The following is a 23,211-nucleotide window of genomic DNA, read 5'->3' on the forward strand; positions in this document are numbered from 1 at the left end:
ACAGAGTGGGGGCTTCTACTGACCGGTAGAGGCGCCCGGGTCGCTTTCGCCGAGGTCCTTGAACCAGTCGGTCACGTTACCGATGCCGTCCCCTATGGCGTCCCAGAAGCTCTGGCCCTGGGCGATCCAGTCCTGGAGCGGGGTCAGTTCCCAGATGAGCCAGGCGGCGACGACCAGCAGCACCACCGAGAAGAGACAGCCCTTGAGGCAGCCCAGACCGGGGATGCGCATCGGGTTGGCGCTGCGCTGCCTCGGCTGGCGCGGGGCCGGCGGCTGGGGCGCCGGCTGCTGCGGGGGCGCGTACTGCTGCCGCTGCTGCGGCTGCTGCCTCTGCGGCTGCCTCTGGGGCTGCCTCTGGGGCTGCTGCTGCGGTTCGTAGCGCTGGGGCTGCTGCTGCGGCTGGTACTGCTGGGCGCGCTGGGGCTGCTGCTGCGGCGGCTGCTGGCGCTGGGGCCGACGGCGCAGCGGGTCCTGGCTCGGGTCGAGGTACTGGACCTGCGTCTGCTCGTTGCGGTCCCGGGCCGCCCTGAGCTGGGACTGCCAGGGGTGTGGTTCGTCGGGCTGCGGGGCCCCGTCGGGGCGCGGCGGTACGGGCGGCATCATCGCGGTCGGGTCGGCCTGGCCACCCCCTCCCGGCGTCTGCTGCATCACGCTGGTCGCGGCCGAGGGGTCGTACGATCCCGCGTTGCTCGGCAGCACCTGCGTCGGGTCGGCCGCGCCCGGGGTTTCCGGGACGGCGGCGGGCGCCGGGTCGGGCGCGAGCAGGGCGCCCACCCCCTCGGCGGCCGCGATCTGCGCCGAGTTCGCGTGCACACCGATGCCCGCACCGACGGTACGCAGCGCACGGGCCAGGTTCACGGCGCTGGGCCGCTGGTCCGGGTCCTTGCGCAGGCAGCGCTCCATGACCGTCCACAGCGGCTCGGGGACGGTGCTGGGGCGCCGGGGCTCCTCGCTGAGGTGCCGGTGCAGGACCTCGAGAGCGGTGCCCCCGGCGAACGGCGGACGGCCGGTGACCAGCTCGTACAGCAGGATGCCCGCGCCGTAGACGTCCACGGCGGAGGTCTGCGGGCGGCCTTCGGCGGACTCGGGCGCCACATAGGCGGGCGTGCCGACGAACTCATGGGTCCGGGTCAGGCCCGGGGAGTCCGCGAGGCGCGCGATGCCGAAGTCGGTGAGCATCGGGTGCATCTCGCCGTCGCGCTCGTCGAGCAGCACGTTGGCGGGCTTCAGGTCGCGGTGCACGACACCGTCGGCATGGCTGGCGGCCAGCGCGTCCGCGATCTGCGCGGTGAGCAGCGCGGCCGCGACCGGGGTGAGCGGTCCGTTCTCGCGGAGGTAGCGGTGCAGGTCGGGACCGTCGACCAGGTCCATCACCAGGGCGAGGAGATCGCCCTCGACGACGAGGTCGCGGGTGCGCACGATGTTCGCGTGGGTGAGCCGCAACAGCACGGAGCGCTCACGCAGGAACCGCATCACGACATCCGCGTCGTTGGCGAGCTCCTCCTTGAGCACCTTGATCGCGACGGTCTCGCCGGGCTGCCCGGCGACTGCCGCCTCGGCGCCCGCGGTCTCCCGCTGGCGGGCTCGCCAGACGGTGCCCGTGGCGCCGCGTCCGAGCGGCTCCTCGAGCAGGTACTTGCTGCCTACCGGCCGCACGTCATGCGCTCCCTGCTGATCGTTGTGCTTCGCGGTCCCCCGGGCCCGCCCGGATGTTCCGGCCCACTCTAATGCCGCCGCACGGGGCACAGGCCGGTCGTCCTCCGGTCGTTCCCTCTGTGTCAGCGGGAAGACGCACACACGGAAGAGTTGGTTGCCGAACGAGTGTGCAGCACACCTCCGGCAGGACCAAGCAGGCTCTTTTGCACCCACACTCGGCCATTCAAGATCACTAAGCGGTCACCCCCGGGCGTGTTGTCGGTGGCAGGTGCGAGGATGCCTCCAGCACGGAACCGTGAGGTCGCGAGCCTCACACTCCGTGACGACCTGTACCGGACGACGCGTCCGTGCCGGGTGGGGGGAATCACAGGGCGTCTCCCCTGCCGGGCACCCCGCGCAGAAGGGACCGCTGACGGCGATGCAGATCCGCCTGACCGTCCTCGCGCCGCGCAGCGGCCAGACCCCGGCGCGCGCCTGCGACGTGCTCGTGACCGCCCCCGCGGGGACGGCCCTGGCGGCCGTGGCCTCCGGCCTGGCCGCCGCGGTGTCGGGCCCGGAGGGCTCCCTGGGCGGCGGCGCCACCGTGCTGTACGCCGGGCGTGAGCGGCTCGACCCGCAGCGCTGCTCCCTCGGAGAGCCTCCCCTGGTGGACGGCACGGTGCTCTCGCTCCAGGTACCCGGCGACGACGAGGCCACCGACGACGCCGTCCCGGCACGGCTCCACGTGATCGCGGGACCGGATGCCGGCGGGGTCCATCTGCTGCACGGCGGCCAGATCCGCATCGGCCGCTCGGCCGAGGCGGACGTGCCGCTCGACGACCCGGACGTGTCACGGCTGCACTGCGCGGTGACGGTCTCCGAGGACGGCCGTGTCTCCGTCGCCGACCTGGGCTCCACCAACGGCACCTCGCTCGACGGCACGGACGTCCACGACCGCCCGGTCCGGCTGGCCCCGGGCGCCCTGCTGCGGCTCGGCGAGTCCACACTGCGGCTCACGCCCGGCGACCGGACGCCCGCGCTGACGACGACGCCGGACGGCGAGGGACATCTGCGGGTGACCCGCGCGGAGGCGGCGGGCAGCGCCACCGGGCCGGCCGCCGAACCCGAGGCCGTGCCCACACCCGCAGGACGGGGCACCCACGCGGTGTACGACGACGGCCCCTCGGGCCACGACACGCACCCCGGCGAACCGCTCGGGCAGGTGGCTCCCTCCCGTGCCCCGCTCCCCCACGAGGAGGCCCCCCGACGCGGTGGCATAGGCGCCTGGGCCCGGCGCCTCACGGGCAGCAGGGGTGAACAGACACACGGGGCGCCGACAGGCGGCTCACCGGCGCACGGGCCGGATTCGGCGGCCGCCCCGCACGCCCCCTCTTCCACCCTCCATGCCTCCTCCGCCCCGGCCGGCACCTGGCCGGACCCCGCGACCGTGCTCCTCACCGCGCTCGGTCCCGGCCCCCGCCTGTGGGAGCGCGACGCCACCCACCCCGAGAGCCTGGTCGTACGGCTGGGGACGACGGAGCGGGCCGACCTGCCCGCCGTGCCGGTCACCGTGGGACTGCGGGAGGCCGGATCGCTCGGGCTCGCGGGTCCGCGGGCCAGGCTGTCCGGGCTCGCCCGTTCGGCAGTGGCACAGCTCGCCGCGCTGCACTCCCCGTTCGACCTCGAGATCGTGCTGATCAGCACGGACCGGGCCCGGAGCCCGGAGGAGCGTCGGCGCGAGTGGTCGTGGCTCGGCTGGCTGCCCCATCTGCGCCCCATGCACGGCCAGGACTGCCGACTGCTCCTCGCCTACGACCGTGACCAGGCTGGCGCCCGCGCGGCGGAACTGGTGCGTCGTATGGAGGAGGGGCCGCTGGGGCCGGGCTGGGCCAGCGCCGACCGGTCCTCCGTCGCAGAGGCGGCCGCCCGCCACACGGGGCCGTACACCGTGGTGATCGTGGACGGAGATCCCGGCTCCGCGGCCCTGCGCGAGACCACGGCCGGGCTGGCCGGTGCGGGTGCGGCGGCCGGGATCCATCTGATCTGCCTGGCCGAGACCCCGGCCGCCTCCCCGACGTCCCCCGTCGCCGCGACCTACGACACCGCGTGCCGGGCCTCGATCGCCTTCCGCGAGTGCGGTGCGGTCGCCATGCTGAGCGGCGACGTGGCGACCGCGCTGCGGCTGCTGCGCACCGCGGGTGGCCAGGCGGCGGGCCACGGCACCGTCGCCGCGGTGGACGCCGTGTCGGCGGCCTGGGCCGAGCGGTTCGGCCGCGCCCTCGCCCCGCTGCGCGACGAGGGGACGGCCGCTCTGCCCGGCCGGCCCATGGCGGCCGCGCTGCCCCCGTCCGCCCGCCTGCTGGACGAACTGGGTCTCGCCAGGGCCACCCCGGCCTCCCTGATGGCGCGCTGGGCCTCCACCGCCGAGGACCAGCCGGGCGCCACGGTGCGCACGGCCCGCCCCGGAGCGGCGGACCTGGACACGACGGGCTCCGGCCGCACCCTGAGCACCGGACAGCCCCGGGTGCTCGCGCAGCGCGAGTCCCCCGATGCCGGACACACCCCCTTCCGGAGCAGTGGGCCCACCAGCTCGGGCTCGGGCCGCTCCGCCTACTCCCACGCGGCCGGCAGCGGCGGCTCCCCCCGGATCGGCGCCCAGCGACGTGACAGCGGGGCCACGGAGCCGGGGAGCACAGGGGCGTCCTCCTGCTACCCGGGACGCCCCGTGATCGTGCTCGGCGCCGGCCCCCGCGGCCCCCTCTCCGTCGATCTGGCCGACGAGGGACCGCATCTGCTGGTCGAGGGCCCCGCGGGCAGCGGCCGTACGGAACTGCTGCGCGCCGTCGCCGCCTCACTGGCCTCGGCAGCACGCCCCGACAGGCTCGGCATCCTCCTCATCGACGGGGCGGGCGGCGAGCACGGGGAGCGTGGCGAGGGGCTGCGCCCCTGCACCGAACTGCCGCACGTCTTCACCCACCTGGTGGCCTCGGACCCCGTACGCATGCGGGAGTTCGCCCAGGCCCTGGCCGGGGAGCTGAAGCGCAGGGCGGAGCTGCTCGGCACGCTGGACTTCTCCGAGTGGCACGCCCGGTACGAGGAATCACAGGGGCTCACCGGCCGTCGCACCACCGACGCCGCCGAACAGCGCGGTGACCTCGAACCGCCCGCCGGCGGCACCCTGCGGCTGCGGACCACCTCGGCCCGTCCGGTGGAGCCCGGCCCCTCCCCCCTGCCCCGGCTGGTCGTCCTGGCCGACGACTTCGACGCCCTGGTCGCCCCGGCGCTCGGCAGCCCCGGCCGCCCCTCCGCCGGGTCCGTGGTCCGGGTGCTGGAGGCCGTGGCCAGGGACGGCGGGCGTCTCGGCGTCCACCTGGTCGCCACGTCCGCCCGCCCGGACCGCACCGAGGACACGGAGCTGGCCCGTGGCGCGCGGCTGCGCATCGTGCTCGACCCGCCCGTCGTCCCGCCGTCACCCGACGAAGCGGCGCCGGGCCGGGGGCGGCTGGGCCATCCGGACGGGCGGGTGACCCCCTTCCAGGGCGGCAGGGTCACCGGCCGTATCCCGCGCACAGCGACCCAGCGGCCCACCGTGGTGCCGCTGGACTGGGAGCGGATGGGGGATCCGCCGACCCGCCGGCCGGTCCGCGAACTGGGCAACGGACCCACGGACCTGGCCCTGCTGGCCAGCGCCCTGGAGAGGGCGGCCCGTTCGGTGAACGCGGAGCCGCTGCCTCCGCTGATTCCGTAGCCCTCTCCGCCCCTCGCCCCGGTACGGGCGAACGCGACCGTCCTGTCCTGGTTCGACGTCACGAGCCCATCACGATCGCCGAGTTGGCGCCTGCGACGGTATTGCTACTCCGGTGTGACGGGCATAGGACTGTCCGCACGGACGACGTGAACCGCACGATGTGAGACGCGAGCGGCAGCAGCGGGAGACCCCTGCTGCGCTGCCCGTTCCTCACGCGCGCGCAGGAGAGACGGGGCAGGAATGCGCACAACCCTTCGCATGCGTAGGGCCGCACTGGTGTTCACCGCGATCGGGGCGCTGGCACTCACCGGATGTGGTGACGACGGCGCCGGTAAGGACAAGCCGGGCGACGACGCCGGCAAGGGCGAAGGCAGTGCGCCGAGCGTCACTCTGCCGAAGCTCGACGGCGAGAAGATATCGGTGGCCGCGGTCTGGACCGGACCCGAGCAGGCCAACTTCACCAAGGTCCTCGACGAGTTCGAGGCACGGACGGGTGCCACGGTCACCTTCGTCCCGGCACAGGACCCGATCGTCAACTTCCTCGGTACGAAGATCGCGGGCGGTCAGCCCCCGGACGTGGCGATGATCCCGCAGGTGGGCGCGATCCAGCAGGCCGTGGCCAAGAAGTGGGCCAAGCCGGTCGGCAACGAGGCGCGGGCCCAGCTGGGCCAGAACTACTCGAAGGTCTGGCAGGACCTCGGCGCGGTCGACGGCACCCAGTACGGCGTCTACTTCAAGGCCGCCAACAAGTCCCTGATCTGGTACAACGCCAAGGCGTTCGAGAACGCTGGCGCGAGCGAGCCGAAGACCTGGAAGGACTTCATCGCCACCGCCGAGACGGTCTCCGCCTCCGGCGTCACCCCGGTCTCGGTCGGCGGTGCCGACGGCTGGACCCTCACCGACTGGTTCGAGAACGTCTACCTCTCCCAGGCCGGCCCGGAGAAGTACGACCAGCTGGCCAAGCACGAGATCAAGTGGACGGACCCGTCCGTCAAGGACGCCCTGACCACGCTCGCCGAGCTCTTCGGCAAGCCGAGCCTGATCGCCGGCGGGGCCGACGGGGCTCTGCAGACCGAGTTCCCGGCGTCCGTCACCCAGACGTTCACCGGCGGCGACCAGCCCAAGGGCGCCATGGTCTTCGAGGGCGACTTCGTCTCCATCAACATCGCGCAGACCGAGGCGAAGATCGGCACCGACGCGAAGGTGTTCCCGTTCCCGGCGGTCGGCGCGGACTCCCCGGTGGTGACGGGCGGCGACGCGGCGGTGGCGCTCAAGGACACCAAGGGCGCCCAGGCCCTGCTGACGTGGCTGGCCTCCAAGGACTCGGCGAAGATCTGGGCCGAGGCGGGCGGGTTCATCTCGCCCAACAAGTCGCTGGACACGGCGGCGTACCCGAACGACGTGCAGCGCACGATGGCGGAGGCGCTGATCGACGCCGGCGACGACGTCCGGTTCGACATGTCCGACCAGGCCCCGCAGTCGTTCGGCGGGACGCCCGGCAAGGGTGAGTGGAAGACGCTCCAGGACTTCCTGAAGAACCCGAAGGACATCGCGGGGGCTCAAGCGAAGCTGGAGTCCGACGCGGCCAAGGCGTACAAGAGCTGACGGGGTGACCACAGCGACAGCGGGGGGCGCCGGAACCGCGCCCCCCGCCGACAAGCGTCCCGACACGGGTACGAGCACGGGCAAGCACCCGCGCGGGAAGGTGACCGGTACCCGGAGGGCCGTCGCGGCGGCGTTCCTGCTGCCGGCCCTGGTGCTGCTCGGCTCCCTCGTCGTCTATCCGATCGTCTACTCCGTCTACCGCTCGTTCCTGGACCAGTCCGGAACCGGCTTCGCGGGCCTGGACAACTACAAGGCGCTGTTCACGGACGACACCATCCGGACAGCGGTCAAGAACAACGCGATCTGGGTCGTGTTCGCGCCGACCGTCGCCACCGTGCTGGGACTGATCTTCGCGGTGCTCACCGAGCGGATCCGGTGGGGGACGGCGTTCAAGCTGATCGTCTTCATGCCGATGGCCATCTCCATGCTGGCCGCCGGCATCATCTTCCGGCTCGTGTACGAGCAGGCGCCGGAGCGCGGTGTCGCCAACGCCGTGGCGGTGGGGGTGCACGACACGTTCGCCCAGTCGTCCGGCTTCCCCAAGGCGCATCCGCTGCCCGTCCATCCGCTGAAGGCGGGCGGGGGCGGTTCCTTCGTGACGAAGGAGACCGTGCGTGCCGGTGAGCCGGTGAGCCTGCCGCTGGTCGGCGTGGCCCCGGCGAAGATGCCGGGCGACGCGAAGCCCGCGAAGGCGGCCACCGCGTCCGGCGAGGGGATCACGGGCACGGCCTGGCTCGACTTCACCAAGGGCGGCGGCGGCAAGCCGAACCTCGTCGATCCGAAGGAACTCGGTCTCAAGGGCATCACCGTCGAGGCGGTGAAGGACGGCAAGGTCGTCGCCAGGGCCACGGCGGGCGCGGACGGGGTGTTCACCCTGCCCGCGTCGGCGGACGGGAGCCTGCTTCGGCTCCCGGCGGACAACTTCCGCGAGCCCTACAACGGCGTCGACTGGCTCGGGCCCTCCCTCGTGACGCCGGGGATCATCGGCAGCTACGTCTGGATGTGGGCCGGATTCGCGATGGTGCTGATCGCGGCCGGCCTGGCGGGACTGCCGCGCGAACTCCTCGAGGCCGCCAGGGTGGACGGCGCGAACGAGTGGCAGGTCTTCCGTCGGATCACGGTGCCGCTGCTGGCCCCCGTGCTCGCGGTGGTGCTGGTCACCTTGATGATCAACGTCCTGAAGATCTTCGACCTGGTCTTCATCATCGCGCCGGGATCCTCCCAGGACGACGCGAACGTCCTCGCCCTCCAGCTGTACCGCTCCTCGTTCGGCACGGACGCGGATCTCGGGATCGGCAGCGCCATCGCCGTACTCCTGTTGCTGCTGGTGATCCCGGTGATGCTGTTCAACATCCGCCGCATGCGGAGGGAGGGGCGCCGATGACCACTCGGGACCGGACCGCACCATCCCCCCGCCGGGGGTCCGGGGCGCGCTCCCCGGAACGACCCAGCGACAACCGCCGTACGCGGAAGGAGGGGCGCCGATGACCACGGCCAAGGCCGCACAGGCCGAACAGGTCCCACGGGTCGAGAAGGCCGAGAGGACCGGGAAGGCCGAGCGGCCCCTCGGCGCGCGGATCGCCGCCCGGGCGGGCGGCGGCGCCATGCGGGTCTTCCTCGTCCTGGTGGGCCTGTTCTGGCTGATGCCGACCATCGGGCTGCTGCTCTCCTCGCTGCGCGGACCCGAGGACATCGCGGCGACCGGCTGGTGGAAGGTCCTCACCGCCCCCTCCGAGCTCACCTTCTCCAACTACCAGCGTCTGCTGGACAATTCGACCATCACCGATTCCCTGTTCAGTACGGTGCTGATCACCGTCCCGACCACCGTCCTCGTGGTCGTCATCGGCTCGCTCGCCGGTTACGCCTTCGCCTGGATGGAGTTCCCCGGCCGCGACTGGTGGTTCCTGGTGGTCGTGGGACTGCTGGTGGTCCCCGTGCAGGTCGCCCTGATCCCGGTGTCCGAGCTCTTCGGCACCATCGGGATCTTCGAGACGACCTTCGGCGTGATCATGTTCCACACGGCGTTCGGCCTGCCGTTCGCCATCTTCCTGCTGAGGAACTTCTTCGCCGAGATCCCGCGCGAACTGCTGGAGGCCGCACGGCTGGACGGTGCGGGCGAGATCCGGTTGTTCACCCGGGTCGTCATGCCCCTCGGCGGGCCCGCGATCGCCTCGCTCGGGATCTTCCAGTTCCTCTGGGTGTGGAACGACATGCTGGTCGCGCTGATCTTCGCGGACTCGGATTCCCCGCCGATCACCGTGGCCCTGCAGCAGCAGGTGCGGCAGTTCGGCAACAACATCGACGTGCTCGCACCCGGCGCCTTCGTGTCCATGGTGATCCCGCTGGCGGTCTTCTTCGCCTTCCAGCGGCAGTTCGTCTCCGGCGTGATGGCGGGCGCCGTCAAGTAGGGAAGCCGGTCCAGTACACACGTTCGTCAACACCAGGGCGGCCCGTTCACTCGCGAACGGGCCGCCCTACCTCGTCTTTCCCCCGGATGCCACATCCCGCGTAACCAAGTCACTCCTTCGGCCGTTTGCGGGCCACCTGCCCGCCCGCGAGCGACCCCTGGATGTGTTGTGCCCCGGTTCAGTGTCATCGTGCCCGCGTACCGGGTCCAGGCGTATCTGCACGCGTGTCTCGACTCCGTGCTGAACCAGTCCTTCAAGGACTACGAAGTCATCGTGGTCGACGACTGTTCACCGGACGCCTGTGGCCCGATCGCCGATGAGTACGCCGTCCGCGACCCCCGGGTCAGCGCAGTCCACCTGCCCCGCAACTCCGGACTGGGGCCCGCCCGCAACGCCGGGGTCTCCAGGGCGACCGGAGACTATCTGCTCTTCCTCGACGGTGACGACACCTTCGCCCCCGAGGCGCTCCAGACCATCGCCGACCGGCTGGAGGCCACCGGCGGCCCCGACGTGCTGGTCTACGACTACGCCCGCACGTACTGGTCGGGCGAGAGCGTGCGCAACACCTTCGCCGAGCACCTCGCGGAGACCGGCCCCGCGTCCTTCGGGCTCGCGGAGCGGCCCGAGCTGCTCAAGGTCCTGATGGTCGTGTGGAACAAGGCGTACCGCCGCGAGTTCATCGAGGCCGAGGGCTTCACCTTCCCGCCCGGCTACTACGAGGACACCCCCTGGACCTACCCGGTGCTGATGGCCGCCGGGTCGATCGCGGTGCTGGACACCGTCTGCGTGGGCTACCGCCAGCGGCGTCGTGGCAACATCCTGTCCACCACCACCCACCGGCACTTCGACGTCTTCGACCAGTACGACCGCGTCTTCGCCTTCATCGACGCCCGGCCCGAACTCGCCGTCTGGCGACCGGTGATGTTCCGCAGGATGCTCGACCACTTCTCGACGCTCTTCACCTCCCGGGGCCGGCTGCCGCGCGGGACCCGGGCCCTGTTCTTCCGCCGCGCCCGGGCCCACTGCCGCCGCTACCGCACCCCGGGCTCCCCCGTGCCCCGTCGCACCCGGCTGCGGCACGCGCTGTTCCGGCTGGGCGCGCACCGCACCTACCGCGCCCTGTGGGCCGCGCAGCGGCTGCGCGCGAGGCTCGGACGCGCGGCGGCGACGGTGCGCCGGGCGGTGCGCGGAGCCGCGCTCCAGCTGCACTACCGCGTCCAGCTGCGCCTGCCCGTCCGGACCACGGACGCGGTCTTCGCCGCCTACTGGCACCGCGGCTACACCTGCAGCCCCGCGGCGCTGGAGGCCACGGCCAGAGCCCTCGTACCCGGGTTGCGCACCCACTGGATCTGCCGCCCGCAGGACGCGCACACGGTGCCGGACGCGACCCGCGTGCTGCACCCGGGGACCGCCGCGTACTGGACGGCTCTGGCGCGCTCCAAGTACCTCGTGAACAACGTCAACTTCGACCGCAGACTCGTGAAGAGACGCGGGCAGGTGCTCCTGCAGACCCATCACGGCACCCCGCTGAAGACCATGGGCACCGACCTCGTACACCGGCCCGCGGCGGCCGGCTCCATGGACTTCGACCAGCTGCTGCGCAACATCGACAAGTGGGACTTCTCGCTCTCGGCCAACCAGCACTCCACCCTCGTGTGGGAACGCACCTACCCGTCCGGCTACACCACGCTGGAGTACGGCAGCCCGCGCAACGACGTCTTCCGCCGCACGGGCCCCGAGGAGACCGCGCGGCTGCGCGTGCGCCTGGGCGTCCCCGACGGCAGCACCGCCCTGCTGTACGCGCCGACCCACCGCGACTACCGGCGTACCCAGCAGCACTCCCTGGACCTGGAGCGGCTGGTCCGCGTCCTGGGGCCCCGCTTCGTGATCCTGGCCCGCTCGCACTACCTGGACGCGACGGCCCGGGCCACCGCCGGCCACACCCGGCACCCGCGGATCATCGACGTCAGCGCCCACCCGTCGGTCGAGGAACTCTGCCTCGCCTCCGACGGGCTGATCACGGACTACTCGTCGCTGATGTTCGACTACGTCAACCTCGACCGGCCGGTCGTCCTCCACCTGGAGGACGCCCAGGCGTACGACGGTGCGCGCGGCACGTACTTCGATCCGGCGGCCTTCCCTCCCGGGGCGGTCGCCCGTGACCAGGAGGAGCTGCACGAGATCTTCGCCACGGACCACTGGCGCGGGCCGCGGTCGGCGCAGCGCCGCGCCGCGTTCCGGGCCCGGTTCTGCCCGTACGACGACGGCCACGCGGCGGAGCGGGTGGTGCGCAGGGTCTTCCTGGGCGACACCTCCGGCATGCCGCTGCCCGTCCCGCTGACGAGTCGTGGGCCGACCGGGGTGCCGCGTCAGGTACCGGTACGGGAGTACACGAGCGGGTGAGGGCCGCGGAGCCCGGGGCGCCGGACGCCCCGGGCTCTCAGCGCTCCAGGAACGCGAACAGCTCTTCCCAGCGCTCCATGGCCTCCGCCTCGGAGAACCGCTGGACACCGGCCCGCGCCCGGTCGCCCATCGCGTCCCGCATCCGGGGGTTGCCGGTGAGCCTCAGCAGCCGGTCGGCGAGCGCGGTGATGTCGCCCGCCGGCGCGAGCAGTCCGTCCTCACCGTCACGCACGATCTCCCGCACACCCGGCGCACAGTCGAAGGCGGCACACGGCACGCCGCTCGCCATGGCCTCCAGCAGTGCCAGCGGGAAGCCTTCGCCGCGTGAGGACTGGACGAAGACCGAGGACGTGGCGAGCGCGGCGGGGACGTCGTCCGTGCGTCCCCGCCAGTGGACCGAGGAGTCCAGCCCGAGGGCGGTGCACTGCGCCCTCAGGGCCGCCTCGTCCTCGCCCGTCCCGTAGACGTCCAGCCGCCAGTCCGGGCGCTGCGGAGCCACCAGCGCCCAGGTGTCCAGGAGCATGTCGAGGCCCTTCTGGTCGGTGAGCCGGCCGATGCTCGCCACCGACTTACCCAAACGCGGGGAGGGCACATCGGGCAGCGCGGCCAGGGCGTTGGGCATGAAACCCACGTTGTTCATCCCGTCACCCGCCCACTTGTCCGCGTCCTCCTCCGTGAGGACGAGCCAGTGGTCGAGCGGCGGGTAGTGGTTCCTGATCCAGCGGTAGCGGTGGCTCGCCCGGGAGTAGTCGTAGGACTCGTGACTCATCCCGATGACCCGCAGCCCGACGGTGTCCGCCTCGCCGACCCACTCCATCGCCCAGACCTGGCTGACGATCACCACCCCGCCGGGCCGGGCGGCCCGGAAGATCTCCGAGAGCCGTTCGACGGCCAGCCGCTTGCGGGCCGCACGCGCTGCCTCGGCGCGCCTGGCGGGCACACGGAAGCGGTCCCGCAGGCCCTTGGGCGCCCAGGGCGTCGGAGGGTGCGCCGGATACAGCGCGGTCACCGGGTAGCCGCACGGCTCCGGCAGGGCCATCTTCCGCTCGGCGGCGTGGATACCGACCGTGTGCACCCGGTGGCCCGCCTCCTGGAACAGCTGGGCGGTCCGGTGCATCCAGCCGGTGACACCGCCGAGTTCGTCGGTGCTGTTGGAGACGATGAAGACATCACGGCTGCGGCTCATCGGCCGGCCTCCCCGGTAGGGACGGTGGGGGACGGGACGAGGTGCCGGGCGAACACGGTGTCGACGACGGCGCGTGCCGCCTCTCCGCGGTCGTAGCCGCCGAACTCGGAAGCGAAGGCGGCCCGTTGCTCCTGATAGCCGGTGTCCGCGGTCTTCAGCCGGGCCAAAACGGCGAACAGCTCCTCCTCGGTGGCCGTCACCGGGCCCGGTGCCTTCTCCCGCAGATCGAAGTAGCTGCCCCGCTCGGCAACGTAGGAGTCGAGATCGGGGGCGAAGAGGATGATCGGGCGGTCCAGGAGCGCGTAGTCGAACATGATCGACGAGTAGTCGGTGACCAGGACGTCGGTGAGCGCCAGCAGTTCACTCACGTCGTGGTGGCCCGAGACGTCCACGACCGTCCCGGGCGGGCAGGCGGGCAGGCTCGCCGCCTCCAGGTAGTGACTCCGCACCAGCAGCGTGTACGTGTCACCGAAGCGTTCCGCGAAGCGCGCCGCGTCCAGCAGCAGCCGCTGCCGCCCGCGCTTGCCGGGGCCGCCCCGGAAGGTCGGCGCGTACAGCACGACCTTGCGGTGGTCGGGCAGGCCGAGTGCGGCCGCGAGAGCCGGACGGGGCAGCCTGCCCTCCGCCTCGTCCCTGGCGCGCGCGGCGAGCAGCACGTCGTTGCGCGGGTAGCCGGTGCGCAGCAGCGTCTCCTCCGGCAGCCGGTAGGCGCGGGCCAGGGTGCGCTCGTCGTGCTCGGACCGTACGAGGAAGTGGTCGAACCGGCCCACGGACTGCCGGAGCCGCTCGCGCTGCGGGGCGTTCTGCATGCGCACCCGCGTCTCGTCGAAGCCCATGCGCTTGTACGCCGAGCCGTGCCAGGTCTGGAGGTAGGTCGTGCCGGAGGGCTTGTCGAGGTGCTGCGGGAACCCCTGGTTGTCGACCCAGTACTCGGCCCGGGCCAGGGCCCACAGATAGCGCCAGGACCATCGGGGCACCAGCGCGGCGTCCGCGGGGAAACCGTCCGGGGAGCCGGCGTACGACCAGACGCAGCGCAGCCGCAGCCCCCTGGCCCGCACCTCCTCGTGGACGGCGCGGGGGCTGTCGCCGTAGCAGGTGCCCATGTGGCTCTCGAAGACCACGGAGCCCTTGCGTACGGGCAGCCGCAGCAGCCAGGAGCGGTAGACGGAGACCTTGAAGCCCCTGGCGTGCAGCCGGTCCCGTCGTCGGCGCAGGGCCCGGGCCAGGAGCCTGGCCCGGCGGGCGGGGCGGAAGTGGGTGGCGTAGTGGACCAGTCGGCGGGCCGTGCGGGCGGGCCGCAGGCGGGCTTCGAGCCGGAGCGCCAGGTGGTCCCGGAGCGTGATGTAGGGCTGCCAGGTGTCCCCGGCCGCCCTGCCCAGCCGGGGCAGGGCGGGGGAGCGGTCCGCCGGGCCGACGAGGTCGTGTGCGGCGAAGAGGTCGCTCACCGAGCGGTTCCGGCCGTCCTCCACCACCATCCGCACGTCCCACACCGTGTCGCGGGGCCCCAGGGGGCGCAGCAGCCGGGTGACGTCGACGCGGGTGGACCAGCTGATTCCGGTGGCGTCGGGCCGCAGCGTGGCGACCGGCGCGTGGAAGGCGCGGGAGCCGTCCCGGACACGGAACTCCAGCCGGGCCGTCAGCGGGCCGCCCGGGTCGGGCCCGGTGTGCGCGGGCAGGACGAGTCTGCCCGCGAGCAGGACCCGGCCGCCGTCGGCCTCGTAGCGGGTGAGCCTGTTCATCAGCTTCAGCTCGCCGAACGACCGGTACTGGTGGCCGAGTCCGGTGACGTCGAACACGGGGTCAAGATCGCCTTTCCAGCACACCCTCCCGTCGTCCGCCACGGACAGGGGCGCGGCCACCACGCCCCTCCTGCGCAGGGCGTACGCCGCGGTGAGCGCCCCGTCCGCGTCGCCCCGCTCCAGCAGCCGGACTCCGACGCGCTCGACGGGAGCGAGACTCAGCAGGACCGTCTCCGGTACGCAGCCGGGCAGCACCCGGGCCGCCGTCTCCGCGATGCGTTCGCGGTCGGCGACGGGCAGCTCCGGCAGGGTGCGCACCAGCGGCACGACGGTGTCCAGCAGGAAGGCCCGGTCCCGCTCCGCACGCAGCTCCGTCAGCCCCTGGGCCACGAGCACGTGGCACACCCGCCGGTGCGCCTCGACCACCCCGGCGAGGTCCCGGCCGGCGTCCGGAACGGCCCGCCCCGAGACGATCCGGCGGCGTACGAGGGCGATCCGGCCGACCACGGCCGCCGCCAGGGCACCGAACAGGACCCCGCTGTGGGTGAGGTCCTCGTCGTAGCGCAGCGCATGCCGCTCCAGCGCCGCCCGCCGCAGGCAGAAACCCGTCACCAGGGCGTCGTGCACGGCCAGTTCGGGGGCTTCGGTGAATCGGGCGACCGTGCGGGAACGCAGGAACAGCGGGTGCTGCCAGGAGGGTTCCCGCTCCTTCGCCCCCTCCCCGGTGAGCCTGCTCCAGCGCCCCGCGACCAGATCGGCACGGGTGCGCGTACCGGCCTGCCAGAGGTTGCGGCAGGCGTGCCGCTCGAGCCGTTCGCCGACGTCGAGCACGAGGACGTAGGTGCCGCGCGCCGCGTCCAGGCCGGCGTTGCGCAGCGAGGCGACCGAGTCCGTACCGGGGTCGAGGACGCGGACCTCGCCCGGGGAGCGTCCGGCGAGCACTCCGGCGGCCTGCCGCAGGGCGGGGGGTGCGCCGACTGGAAGGACGACGAGTGCCTCGACCGCCCGCAGACTCTGGCCGAGCACGGACTCCACGGACGCGGCCAGCGCCTCCTCGCCGCCCTCCGCGGCGGTGATCACACAGCTGAAGTCGGGGGTGCTCATGCCTGCTCCCCCTTCAGCATCCGGTCCACGACCTGGGCGGCCGCCGTCCCGTCGTCGAGATCGCAGAACGACTCACAAAAGCCCGCGTACGCCGCGCGGTGGCCGGCGGTGGCGGCGTCCGGATCGCGCAACGCCTCGACGACGGCGGCCGAGTCGGTGATCAGCGGGCCGGGTGCCCGGTTCTCGAAGTCGAAGCAGAAACCGCGCAGGGTGTCGCGGTAGTGCTCCAGGTCATAGGTGTGGAAGAGCATCGGCCGGCCCGTCTGCGCGAAGTCGAACATCAGGGACGAGTAGTCCGTGACCAGCACATCGCTGATCAGCATCAGCTCGGCGACATCGGGATGCCGGGACACGTCGCGGACGAAGTCGTTCTCCGGGATGCTCCCGCCGACCAGGTAGTGGCGGCGCACCAGCAGGACATGGTCGTCACCGAGCGCCTTCCGGGCCTGCTCCAGGTCCAGTTGGAGATCGAGCCCGTACCGCCCGCCCCGCCTGGGCCGGTCCTCGCGCCAGGTCGGGGCGTACAGGACGACCCGCTTGCCGTCGGGAACGGCGAGCGCCTGCCGGACGGCGTCGGCGAGCTTCGCCCGGTCGGGGGCGTACAGCAGGTCGTTGCGCGGATAGCCGCTCTCGAGCACCTCTCCCGTGTGGCCGAACGCGCGGCGCAGGACGGGTGTCGAGAAGCGGTTCGGTGAGACGAGCACGCTCCACTGGGCGGCCCGCCGTGGCATGGAATCCATGTAGGCGCTGTCCGCGAAGGCGGTGCCCGAGAGGTCCCGGCCGATGCACTTGAGCGGGGTGCCGTGCCAGGTCTGGACGACGAACTGCCCCTCCGACCGCTCGAACCACTCGGGCAGCTGGGTGTTGGTGACGATCCACCGGCTGCGCGCCAGGGCGTCGTGCCACTCGGCGCTGTGCAGGGCGACGGCGCGGACTCCGGCGGGCACGGCGGCCTGCTGGTCCCGCACCACCCAGAGATGCTCGACGCCGGTGCCCCGCCGGGCCAGCTCCTGGTGGACGGCGCGGGGTGAGTCCGAGTACTGGCGCCCGTCGAAGCTGGAGTACAGCACGGTGTCCCACAGCTCACGGCCGCGCAGGTCCGCGTACCGCTCGCGCAGCCGGCGCTGCCCGTACGCGCCTCTGTCGCCCGGTGGCAGGGCGCTTCCCGATCTCAGGGAGAGCCGGTCGTGGGAGCGCCGTTCCAGGGTGAAGCCGCGCCCTCGCGACTCCCGGCCCTGCGGGAGTTCCGCGTGCAGCTGGTGCACCACGCGCAGCGGGAGATAGCGATCCGGGTCGGTCTCGCCCCGGTCGCGGAGGAACGGGTGCCACCGGCCCTCGGCGAGCGGCAGCGCCCCGCCGGCCCCGTCGACGGCCCCGGGGGACAGCGCCGTACGGAAACCGGCGCCCGTGCGCTCCACGGCGAAGATGTGCTCCTCCTGATGGCCGCCGTGGCGCAGGACGAGCTCGACCGGGCGGTCCCGTACGGCCGGGAAGGTCCCCTCCAGTGCCAGGTGTGTGTCGTCCGTCCAGGACACGCGGGTGACGACGGGCCGCACGTCCCGGTCGGTCAGCACGAGGTCCCCGGAGGGGTTGGCGGCGGCGTAGAGCTCACGGCCGCCGGGCAGCGCGTACCGTGCGGCGTCGGTCTCCGGGCGGGCCGCGACCGTCAGCCGGCGCGGCCCGCCCGCCAGCTGGACACCCCAGTCGCCGTCGGAGCCCCGGAAGGTCACCAGCGGCACCTCGGCGACGACGGTGCGGCCGTCCGTGCCCTCTTCCGCGGCCAGGGGGAATTCGCGGGTCTCCTTCGTACGCCACTCCTGGATGCGCAGTGCCGTCGGAGCGTCCCCGCCCAGCAGGCGCACCGCGATCCGGATGCCGTCGCCGGTCCGTGTCGGCCCGTGCCCGGCGAGCACCGCGTCGACCCGCTCGGCGCGCAGTTCCAGCTTGTTCCCGGAGAGGAGCGGGACGACCCGGGTGCGCTCGTCGACGTAGCGGACGGCGGGCGCGGCCGGATTTCCGAGCAGCCGCATCGGCCCCCGGCGCGGCCTCCCCGCACCGACCACGACGGATTCCAGCTTCCACACGGTCCGGCCACCGCGCGCCGTGGCGCGGGTGACGAGCCGGCGCGGGTCGACGACGGTCTCGAAACCGGACCGCTCGTAGCGGTGCAGCGAGCGGCCCGATCCGGCCGCCGCCTCGTCCGTCACCGTCCTGCGCAGCCGGAGCGGCATCAGCCGGCGGCCCGACCGCAGCCAGCCGGCCCCCGCCGATCCGCCCGGGGCGTTGCGGACGTACGCGTATCCCTTGAGGTGCAGCAGCCCGTCCCGCCACACCGCCTCGGTGAGGTGCGCGTGCACGGGGAGGTCGTCGGCGGACAGCGCGGTGACCTGGCGCGGGAGGGGCGCGTCGACCCCGGGGTACTGGGCCCGCGGGCGCAGCCGCCCCCGGACGTGGAAGGTGTCACGGTCGGTGGACTCGTGTGCCAGCAGCGCGAGCAGCTCCGCCGTCCTGCGCTCCCGGATGAGCTGCCACTTGACCCGCAGATGCAGGGGCAGCGCCGCGAGGACGGCCGGGTCGACCGTGGCCGCGAAGGCGTTGGCGTGGGTGAGGAATGCCTCGTGGAAGCTCTCGTCGCCGTCCGGGAGCGCCTCGATGAACAGCCACAGGTCTCCGGAGAGCGCGTGCTCGTCGTAGCGGCGCTTCCCCTCCGTCATGCCACGGTCCGCGAGGAACCTGCTGACCGTGGAGACCGCGGTGACCCGGTCGCGGATGCCGTGCGCGACCGCGCGCCGGGTGGTGATCGAGCCGTCGCGGTCCCGCCAGTGGTAGACCGGCTCCTCCACGACGTCGACGCTCCGGGCCAGGAAGTGGGCGGGCAGGACCACGGCGATGTCCTCGTACAGGACCCCCGTCGGGAAGGCGAAGGAGTGCTGGTCCCAGAAGGACCTGCGGAACACCTTGTTGCACGCGATGCGGTCGCCGAGCAGGATCCAGTCACGCGTGACGTGGGTGGCCCGGCGGGCCCTCTCCATCGGGCGGCGGAACATCGGGGACTGTTCGAGCGCCCCGTCCGCCCGGAGCCTGAGGACGTTGCCGGTCGCGAAGTCCGATCCGGAGGCGTCGAGTTCGCCGAGCATCCGGGCGAAGGCGCCCGGCGGCACGACGTCGTCGCTGTCGACGAACGCCAGGAACCCCGCGTCCGGGTGGGCCTGCGCGGCTCCCGCGTTCCGCGCGGCCCCGAGCCCGGCGTTCTTCTGCCGGATCAAACGGAAGCGGGGGTCCTTCCGGGAGAACTCCAGTGCCACGTCGGCACTTCCGTCCGTCGAACCGTCGTCGACCATGACGACTTCCAGATCGGCCATGGTCTGCCCGGCCAGTGAGTCCAGGCAGGCTCCGAGGTAATCCTCGACGTTGTAGAGCGGGACGACGACGGTGAGGCGGGGTGCCATGGCGCTGCGCACGATCCTTCCGGGCGGATGAACGGACTTCCTGTCTATGGAACGAGCCCCGCGCCGGGGAGGCACGGGGCTCACAACGGGGCACTGTCCGAACGGGGTTCGCCCGGGCACCGTCCGCCCGGGTCCGGCCGACACGGCCCCCTCAGGGTTTGACGGCGATGCGGCCCTCGTCCATGCGCAGCAGCAGGAGCTGCTCGCCGGTCTCCTCCAGGAACTCGTCCACGGCCTGGCGTGATCCCTGCCAGTAGCCGTAGTCGTCGATCAGCAGCACCCCGCCGCTCACCAGGCGCCCGTACAGGTGCTCGAGCTCGTGCTTCGTCGACGCGTACCAGTCGGTGTCCAGCCGGAGGATGGAGATCTGTTCCGGCGCCCGCTCGGGGAGGGTGTCCTCGACCTTGCCCCGCACGTAGTGGACGCGGTCCGTCGGATACGGGACCTGCTCGAACCCGGCCCGTACGTCCTCCAGGGAGGCCACGGCCCAGATGGGCCGGTCCTTGCCCTGCGCGTCCAGCAGCTCCCGGGCCGGCCTCCCGTCCCGCCGCAGGTCCTCATCGGTGGGCGGGGTCATGCCCTCGTAGGTGTCGAAGAGGTAGAGGTCGCGGCCGGTCTCACCGAGCGACAGGAGCGTCTTCGCGCAGGCCTGCATGGAGCCGCCCCGCCAGACACCGCACTCGACGATGTCACCCGGGATGCCGTGCCTGACGATGTGCCGGGTCGCGAGGACGAAGGCGTTGAGCCGCTCCGGGGAGGTCATCGTGTACGGCTTGACCGCGCGGATGATGTCCTTCGCCTCGTCGTCGTAGTCCGCCGGGAGCTGCGGCTTCTTCGCCGCCGGCTTCGGCACGGTCTGCGCCGGCACGGTCGTCCGCGGGGCGGCGGGAGCGGCCGCGGGAGCGGAGCGGGGAGCGGGCAGGGTCGCGCGCCTGAGCTGGTATCCGGTCATGTGCTGAAGGACGCCGTTGACGGCGTTGCGCCAAGCCATGGGGCGGGACAGTACGCGCGCTTTGCGGCTCATGTCATCTTTCGTCAACCTGTAGTTGATGGGGCCGTACGGCTGTCCGGACGTCCGCACCGTTCCCGGCCGTCCAGTGGGCGCGGCAGCGGCACCCGGTCCACTCCGCCGGCCCGGTTGGCCCACCACACCGCCGTCTCCCGCACGACGAGGTCGGCCACGCGGTTCTTCAGCCGGGTCACCGGCCTCCGGTCGGGCAGCGGCCGGCGGAAGACGCCGACGGAGTCGCCCCAGTAGGCGGCCGCGGCGTCGATGGAGGCGTAGTCGTGCCGGATTCCCTTGACGGGCGGGAAGTCCGTGTACGCCTCGCGGAGTTCGAGACGCGAGTGGGCGGCCATCGCCCGGAAGCCGTCGGGGTAGTAGCGCCAGCAGTCCTGGGCGTCGTGCACGTGACCGCGCGAGGGCGCGGTGATGAAGGCATGACCGCCGGGCTTGAGCACCCGGGCGATCTCCATCATCGACACCCAGAAGAAGGGAATGTGCTCGAACGCCTGGCCGGACAGCACCACATCGGCGCTGCGCGACTTCGCGGGGATCCGGTAGGGCCTGGTCATGACCGCGTCGACGTTCGGGCCGTCGAGGACGTCGACGCCGAGGTAGTCGACGTCGTGGCCCGCCAGGAGTCCGCGGTGGGTACGTTTCTGCTCCCCGGCGATCCGCGAGCCGAGGTCCACCACACGGTGCCTGCGGGTCCTGGGCAGGTACTCCTCGACGCAGAGCTGCATCTGCTCGTAGGCGGAACGGTGCATGCGCTTCTCCCGACGTGTCCGTATGCGCGGCGCTGCCGGGCACAACGACCGCGGGCACCGGAGGAACCTCCCCTTACGGGTGACCCGGGTCTCGGTCCGGCGGCACGGGGAAGACCCGCCGCACCACACGCTCCGCCGCGTGTCCGTCGTCGTACGGGCAGAAGCGGCCGCGGAACGCGGCGCGCAGCGCCTCGGCCTCCGGGGACCTCCAGGCGCCGCTCCGCAGCACCTCGAGCAGCTCGTCCTGCGTGGTGGCGACCGCCCCCGGGGTGTCCCCGGGACGGCCGGACAGCAGGTCGATGTACGTGCCGCGGGAGGCCCGGTAGGCGTCCCAGTCGGGCGCGTAGGTGATGATCGGGCGGTCCAGGCATGCGTAGTCGAACATCAGGGACGAGTAGTCCGTGATCAACGCGTCGGCGGCCAGGAAGAGTTCTTCGACCCCGGGATGGCCGGTGACGTCGACGACCCGGTCCCCCGCAGCCGTCCCGGCCGAACGTCCGTAGAAGTAGTGGGCGCGCACCAGCAGCACCCAGCCGGGCCCCAGTTCCCGGGTGAGTCGCTCCGGGCCGAGGCGGGGGACGAAGCCCTTGCGGTAGTCACGGTGGGTCGGCGCGTACAGCAGCACGGTCGATCCGGGCGCGATGCCGAGCTCCGCGCGGATCTTGTCGGTCTGCTCCCGCGTGGCCGTGCACAGGATGTCGTTGCGCGGGTAGCCGTAAGGCAGTTGTTCGTACGAGGAGGGGTAGGCCCGCTCCCAGACCTCGGTGCTGTGCGGGTTCGCGGAGAGGCTGAAGTCCCACTGGTCGGTGTGGGCGACCACGCGTTCGAAGCTGACGCCCCCGGTGAGGGCGGGATACGGCAGCTGGTCCAGGCCCATGGTCTTCAGCGGGGTCCCGTGGTGGGTCTGCAGGTAGATCTGGCCGGGCCGTTTGGTGAACCCGCCGGGGAAGCTGGAGTTGCTGACGAGGTACGTCGCGGTGGCCATGGTCCGCCAGTAGGCGCGGGAGCCCTCGATGACGTACGGCGCACCGGGCGGCATCCGGTCGCGGTGCCGGGAGGAGACGACCCAGACGCCCCGGATGTGCGGGACCAGTTCGCGGGCCTTCGCGTGGACGGCGGCCGGATTGCAGGCCACGCCCCTGTTCCAGTACGCCCCGTAGACGGCGAGGCAGGGGTCCAGCGGCCGGTGCAGGTCGACGCGGTAGAGGGCCCTCATCACGCGGGCGCGCAGGGACTTCCTGCCCGCGCGCGCGGCGGCGCGGACCCGGGCGCGCCCGGCGCGGACCGCCTCCCGGGCCCGGTGAGCCGCGTAGCGGCCGGGGAGCCCCGCCGCCCGGAAGAAGGCGGCACGGTCGCGCGGGGCGATCCGGCCCGGGTCGTCGAGGACGGCCGTCAGGTGGGCGGTGCGCAGGGCCGGGATCCGCGGGTCGCCGCCGGTCCCGGCGGTCAGCCGCTCGTACGCGTCGATGACGGCGAAGTGCGCGCGGCCCGGTGTCGTGGCGAACGTGCCGGTGCGGCGCAGCCGGTGGCGCACGCAGGTCCGGTCGAGCGAGGCGAGGGTGCCCGCGTCCGACGCGAGGAGGGCGGCGCGGTGGACGGGCACGACGTCGTCGTACGGTCCCTCGGTGAAGCGGAGCCGGTGGGCGTCCCAGAAGGCGCGCCGGTGGAGCTGGTTGCGGGCGGCCGGCACGGTGTCGTCGCCGGGCCGGGCCGTGCCCCACCAGTCGACCTCGTCATGGCCGAGGCGAAGTACGTCGGGCCGGTCCTCCGACAGCCGTGCGGTGATCGCAGCCACCGCTCCGGGGAGGAGCAGGTCGTCCCCGTCGAGGAAGAGCAGATAGGTCCCGCGCGCCGCCGCCGCACCGGCGTTGCGGGCCGCGCCCGTGTCCCATGGGCCGTCGAGGGCGAGCAGGCGCACCCGGGGGTCGCGCTCGGCGCACTCCTGGGCGATGGCGAGCTCCGGCCCGTCGCCGGGCGCGCCGACGACGATCAGCTCCGGGGCCGCCGGTCCGCCCTCCGGCTCCGCCTGCTCCGTCACGGACTCCAGGGCCGCCCTCAGATACCCCTGAACGCGGTGGGCGGGCACTACGACACTGAGGAGCATGACAGCCGAGCGTAAGGGTGCCCGCCCGGACCGCCCCAGGGATCTTCACCCGTTCGGGTC

Annotated in this window: 12 protein-coding genes; 5 read left to right on the forward strand and 7 right to left on the reverse strand. The window is 72.8% G+C overall.

Going from position 1 to position 23,211, the window contains the following annotated elements; genetic code table 11:
• Positions 1-15: 15 nt before the first annotated feature.
• Positions 16-1,656 carry a serine/threonine-protein kinase gene (locus tag JOC24_RS30830; protein ID WP_205023730.1) on the reverse strand — a complete coding sequence of 547 codons (1,641 nt, stop codon included), beginning with the start codon at positions 1,654-1,656 and terminating at the stop codon, positions 16-18.
• Positions 1,657-2,074: 418 nt separating this feature from the next.
• Between JOC24_RS30830 and JOC24_RS30835 the strand changes: the two genes are divergently transcribed.
• The 5 genes from JOC24_RS30835 to JOC24_RS30855 all read left to right on the forward strand — a co-directional run bounded on the left by JOC24_RS30835 (position 2,075) and on the right by JOC24_RS30855 (position 11,799).
• The gene (locus JOC24_RS30835) at positions 2,075-5,383 is read left to right on the forward strand and encodes an FHA domain-containing protein (protein WP_205023731.1); all 3,309 of its coding nucleotides are present in this window, start codon (positions 2,075-2,077) and stop codon (positions 5,381-5,383) included.
• A gap of 240 nt (positions 5,384-5,623) precedes the next feature.
• Positions 5,624-6,988, forward strand: a complete 1,365-nt coding sequence (locus JOC24_RS30840; RefSeq protein ID WP_205023732.1) for an ABC transporter substrate-binding protein — start codon at positions 5,624-5,626, stop codon at positions 6,986-6,988.
• A gap of 4 nt (positions 6,989-6,992) precedes the next feature.
• Positions 6,993-8,372, forward strand: a complete 1,380-nt coding sequence (locus tag JOC24_RS30845) for a carbohydrate ABC transporter permease (RefSeq protein ID WP_205023733.1) — start codon at positions 6,993-6,995, stop codon at positions 8,370-8,372.
• A 100-nt stretch (positions 8,373-8,472) separates the two neighbouring features.
• Positions 8,473-9,396 carry a carbohydrate ABC transporter permease gene (locus tag JOC24_RS30850; RefSeq protein ID WP_205023734.1) on the forward strand — a complete coding sequence of 308 codons (924 nt, stop codon included), beginning with the start codon at positions 8,473-8,475 and terminating at the stop codon, positions 9,394-9,396.
• 168 nt (positions 9,397-9,564) lie between these two features.
• On the forward strand, positions 9,565-11,799 hold the full coding sequence (locus JOC24_RS30855) for a bifunctional glycosyltransferase/CDP-glycerol:glycerophosphate glycerophosphotransferase (protein WP_205023735.1): 2,235 nt from the start codon (positions 9,565-9,567) through the stop codon (positions 11,797-11,799).
• A gap of 37 nt (positions 11,800-11,836) precedes the next feature.
• Here the strand turns inward: JOC24_RS30855 and JOC24_RS30860 are convergent, their stop codons facing one another.
• From JOC24_RS30860 to JOC24_RS30885, 6 genes are all read right to left on the reverse strand, one after another.
• The gene (locus JOC24_RS30860) at positions 11,837-12,985 is read right to left on the reverse strand and encodes a glycosyltransferase (RefSeq protein ID WP_205023736.1); all 1,149 of its coding nucleotides are present in this window, start codon (positions 12,983-12,985) and stop codon (positions 11,837-11,839) included.
• Positions 12,982-15,828 (reverse strand): bifunctional glycosyltransferase/CDP-glycerol:glycerophosphate glycerophosphotransferase, encoded by a 2,847-nt coding sequence (locus JOC24_RS30865; protein WP_205023737.1) that lies wholly within the window; start codon positions 15,826-15,828, stop codon positions 12,982-12,984. Before JOC24_RS30865 ends, JOC24_RS30860 begins: the two co-directional genes overlap by 4 nt.
• Positions 15,825-19,277: a bifunctional glycosyltransferase/CDP-glycerol:glycerophosphate glycerophosphotransferase gene (locus JOC24_RS30870; protein WP_205023738.1), complete on the reverse strand. Its 3,453-nt coding sequence runs from the start codon at positions 19,275-19,277 to the stop codon at positions 15,825-15,827. The genes JOC24_RS30865 and JOC24_RS30870 overlap by 4 nt, the downstream gene beginning before the upstream one ends.
• A 151-nt stretch (positions 19,278-19,428) precedes the next feature.
• Entirely contained in the window at positions 19,429-20,301 is an 873-nt protein-coding gene (locus JOC24_RS30875) for a TylF/MycF/NovP-related O-methyltransferase (RefSeq protein WP_205023739.1), read from the reverse strand.
• Positions 20,302-20,312: 11 nt separating this feature from the next.
• Positions 20,313-21,047 (reverse strand): methyltransferase domain-containing protein, encoded by a 735-nt coding sequence (locus JOC24_RS30880; protein ID WP_205023740.1) that lies wholly within the window; start codon positions 21,045-21,047, stop codon positions 20,313-20,315.
• A 73-nt stretch (positions 21,048-21,120) separates the two neighbouring features.
• The gene (locus JOC24_RS30885; RefSeq protein ID WP_205023741.1) at positions 21,121-23,151 is read right to left on the reverse strand and encodes a CDP-glycerol glycerophosphotransferase family protein; all 2,031 of its coding nucleotides are present in this window, start codon (positions 23,149-23,151) and stop codon (positions 21,121-21,123) included.
• Positions 23,152-23,211: the final 60 nt, after the last annotated feature.

This window comes from Streptomyces sp. HB132, from assembly GCF_016909575.1.
GTDB lineage: Bacteria > Actinomycetota > Actinomycetes > Streptomycetales > Streptomycetaceae > Streptomyces.

Excerpts from the sequence above, each read along its gene's own strand:
- JOC24_RS30880 (WP_205023740.1), bottom strand. The coding sequence starts at position 21,047 with ATGCACCGTTCCGCCTACGAGCAGATGCAGCTCTGCGTCGAGGAGTAC.
- JOC24_RS30870 (WP_205023738.1), bottom strand. The coding sequence starts at position 19,277 with ATGGCACCCCGCCTCACCGTCGTCGTCCCGCTCTACAACGTCGAGGAT.
- JOC24_RS30875 (WP_205023739.1), bottom strand. The coding sequence starts at position 20,301 with ATGAGCCGCAAAGCGCGCGTACTGTCCCGCCCCATGGCTTGGCGCAAC.
- JOC24_RS30850 (WP_205023734.1), top strand. The coding sequence starts at position 8,473 with ATGACCACGGCCAAGGCCGCACAGGCCGAACAGGTCCCACGGGTCGAG.
- JOC24_RS30865 (WP_205023737.1), bottom strand. The coding sequence starts at position 15,828 with ATGAGCACCCCCGACTTCAGCTGTGTGATCACCGCCGCGGAGGGCGGC.
- JOC24_RS30835 (WP_205023731.1), top strand. The coding sequence starts at position 2,075 with ATGCAGATCCGCCTGACCGTCCTCGCGCCGCGCAGCGGCCAGACCCCG.
- JOC24_RS30885 (WP_205023741.1), bottom strand. The coding sequence starts at position 23,151 with ATGCTCCTCAGTGTCGTAGTGCCCGCCCACCGCGTTCAGGGGTATCTG.
- JOC24_RS30840 (WP_205023732.1), top strand. The coding sequence starts at position 5,624 with ATGCGCACAACCCTTCGCATGCGTAGGGCCGCACTGGTGTTCACCGCG.
- JOC24_RS30860 (WP_205023736.1), bottom strand. The coding sequence starts at position 12,985 with ATGAGCCGCAGCCGTGATGTCTTCATCGTCTCCAACAGCACCGACGAA.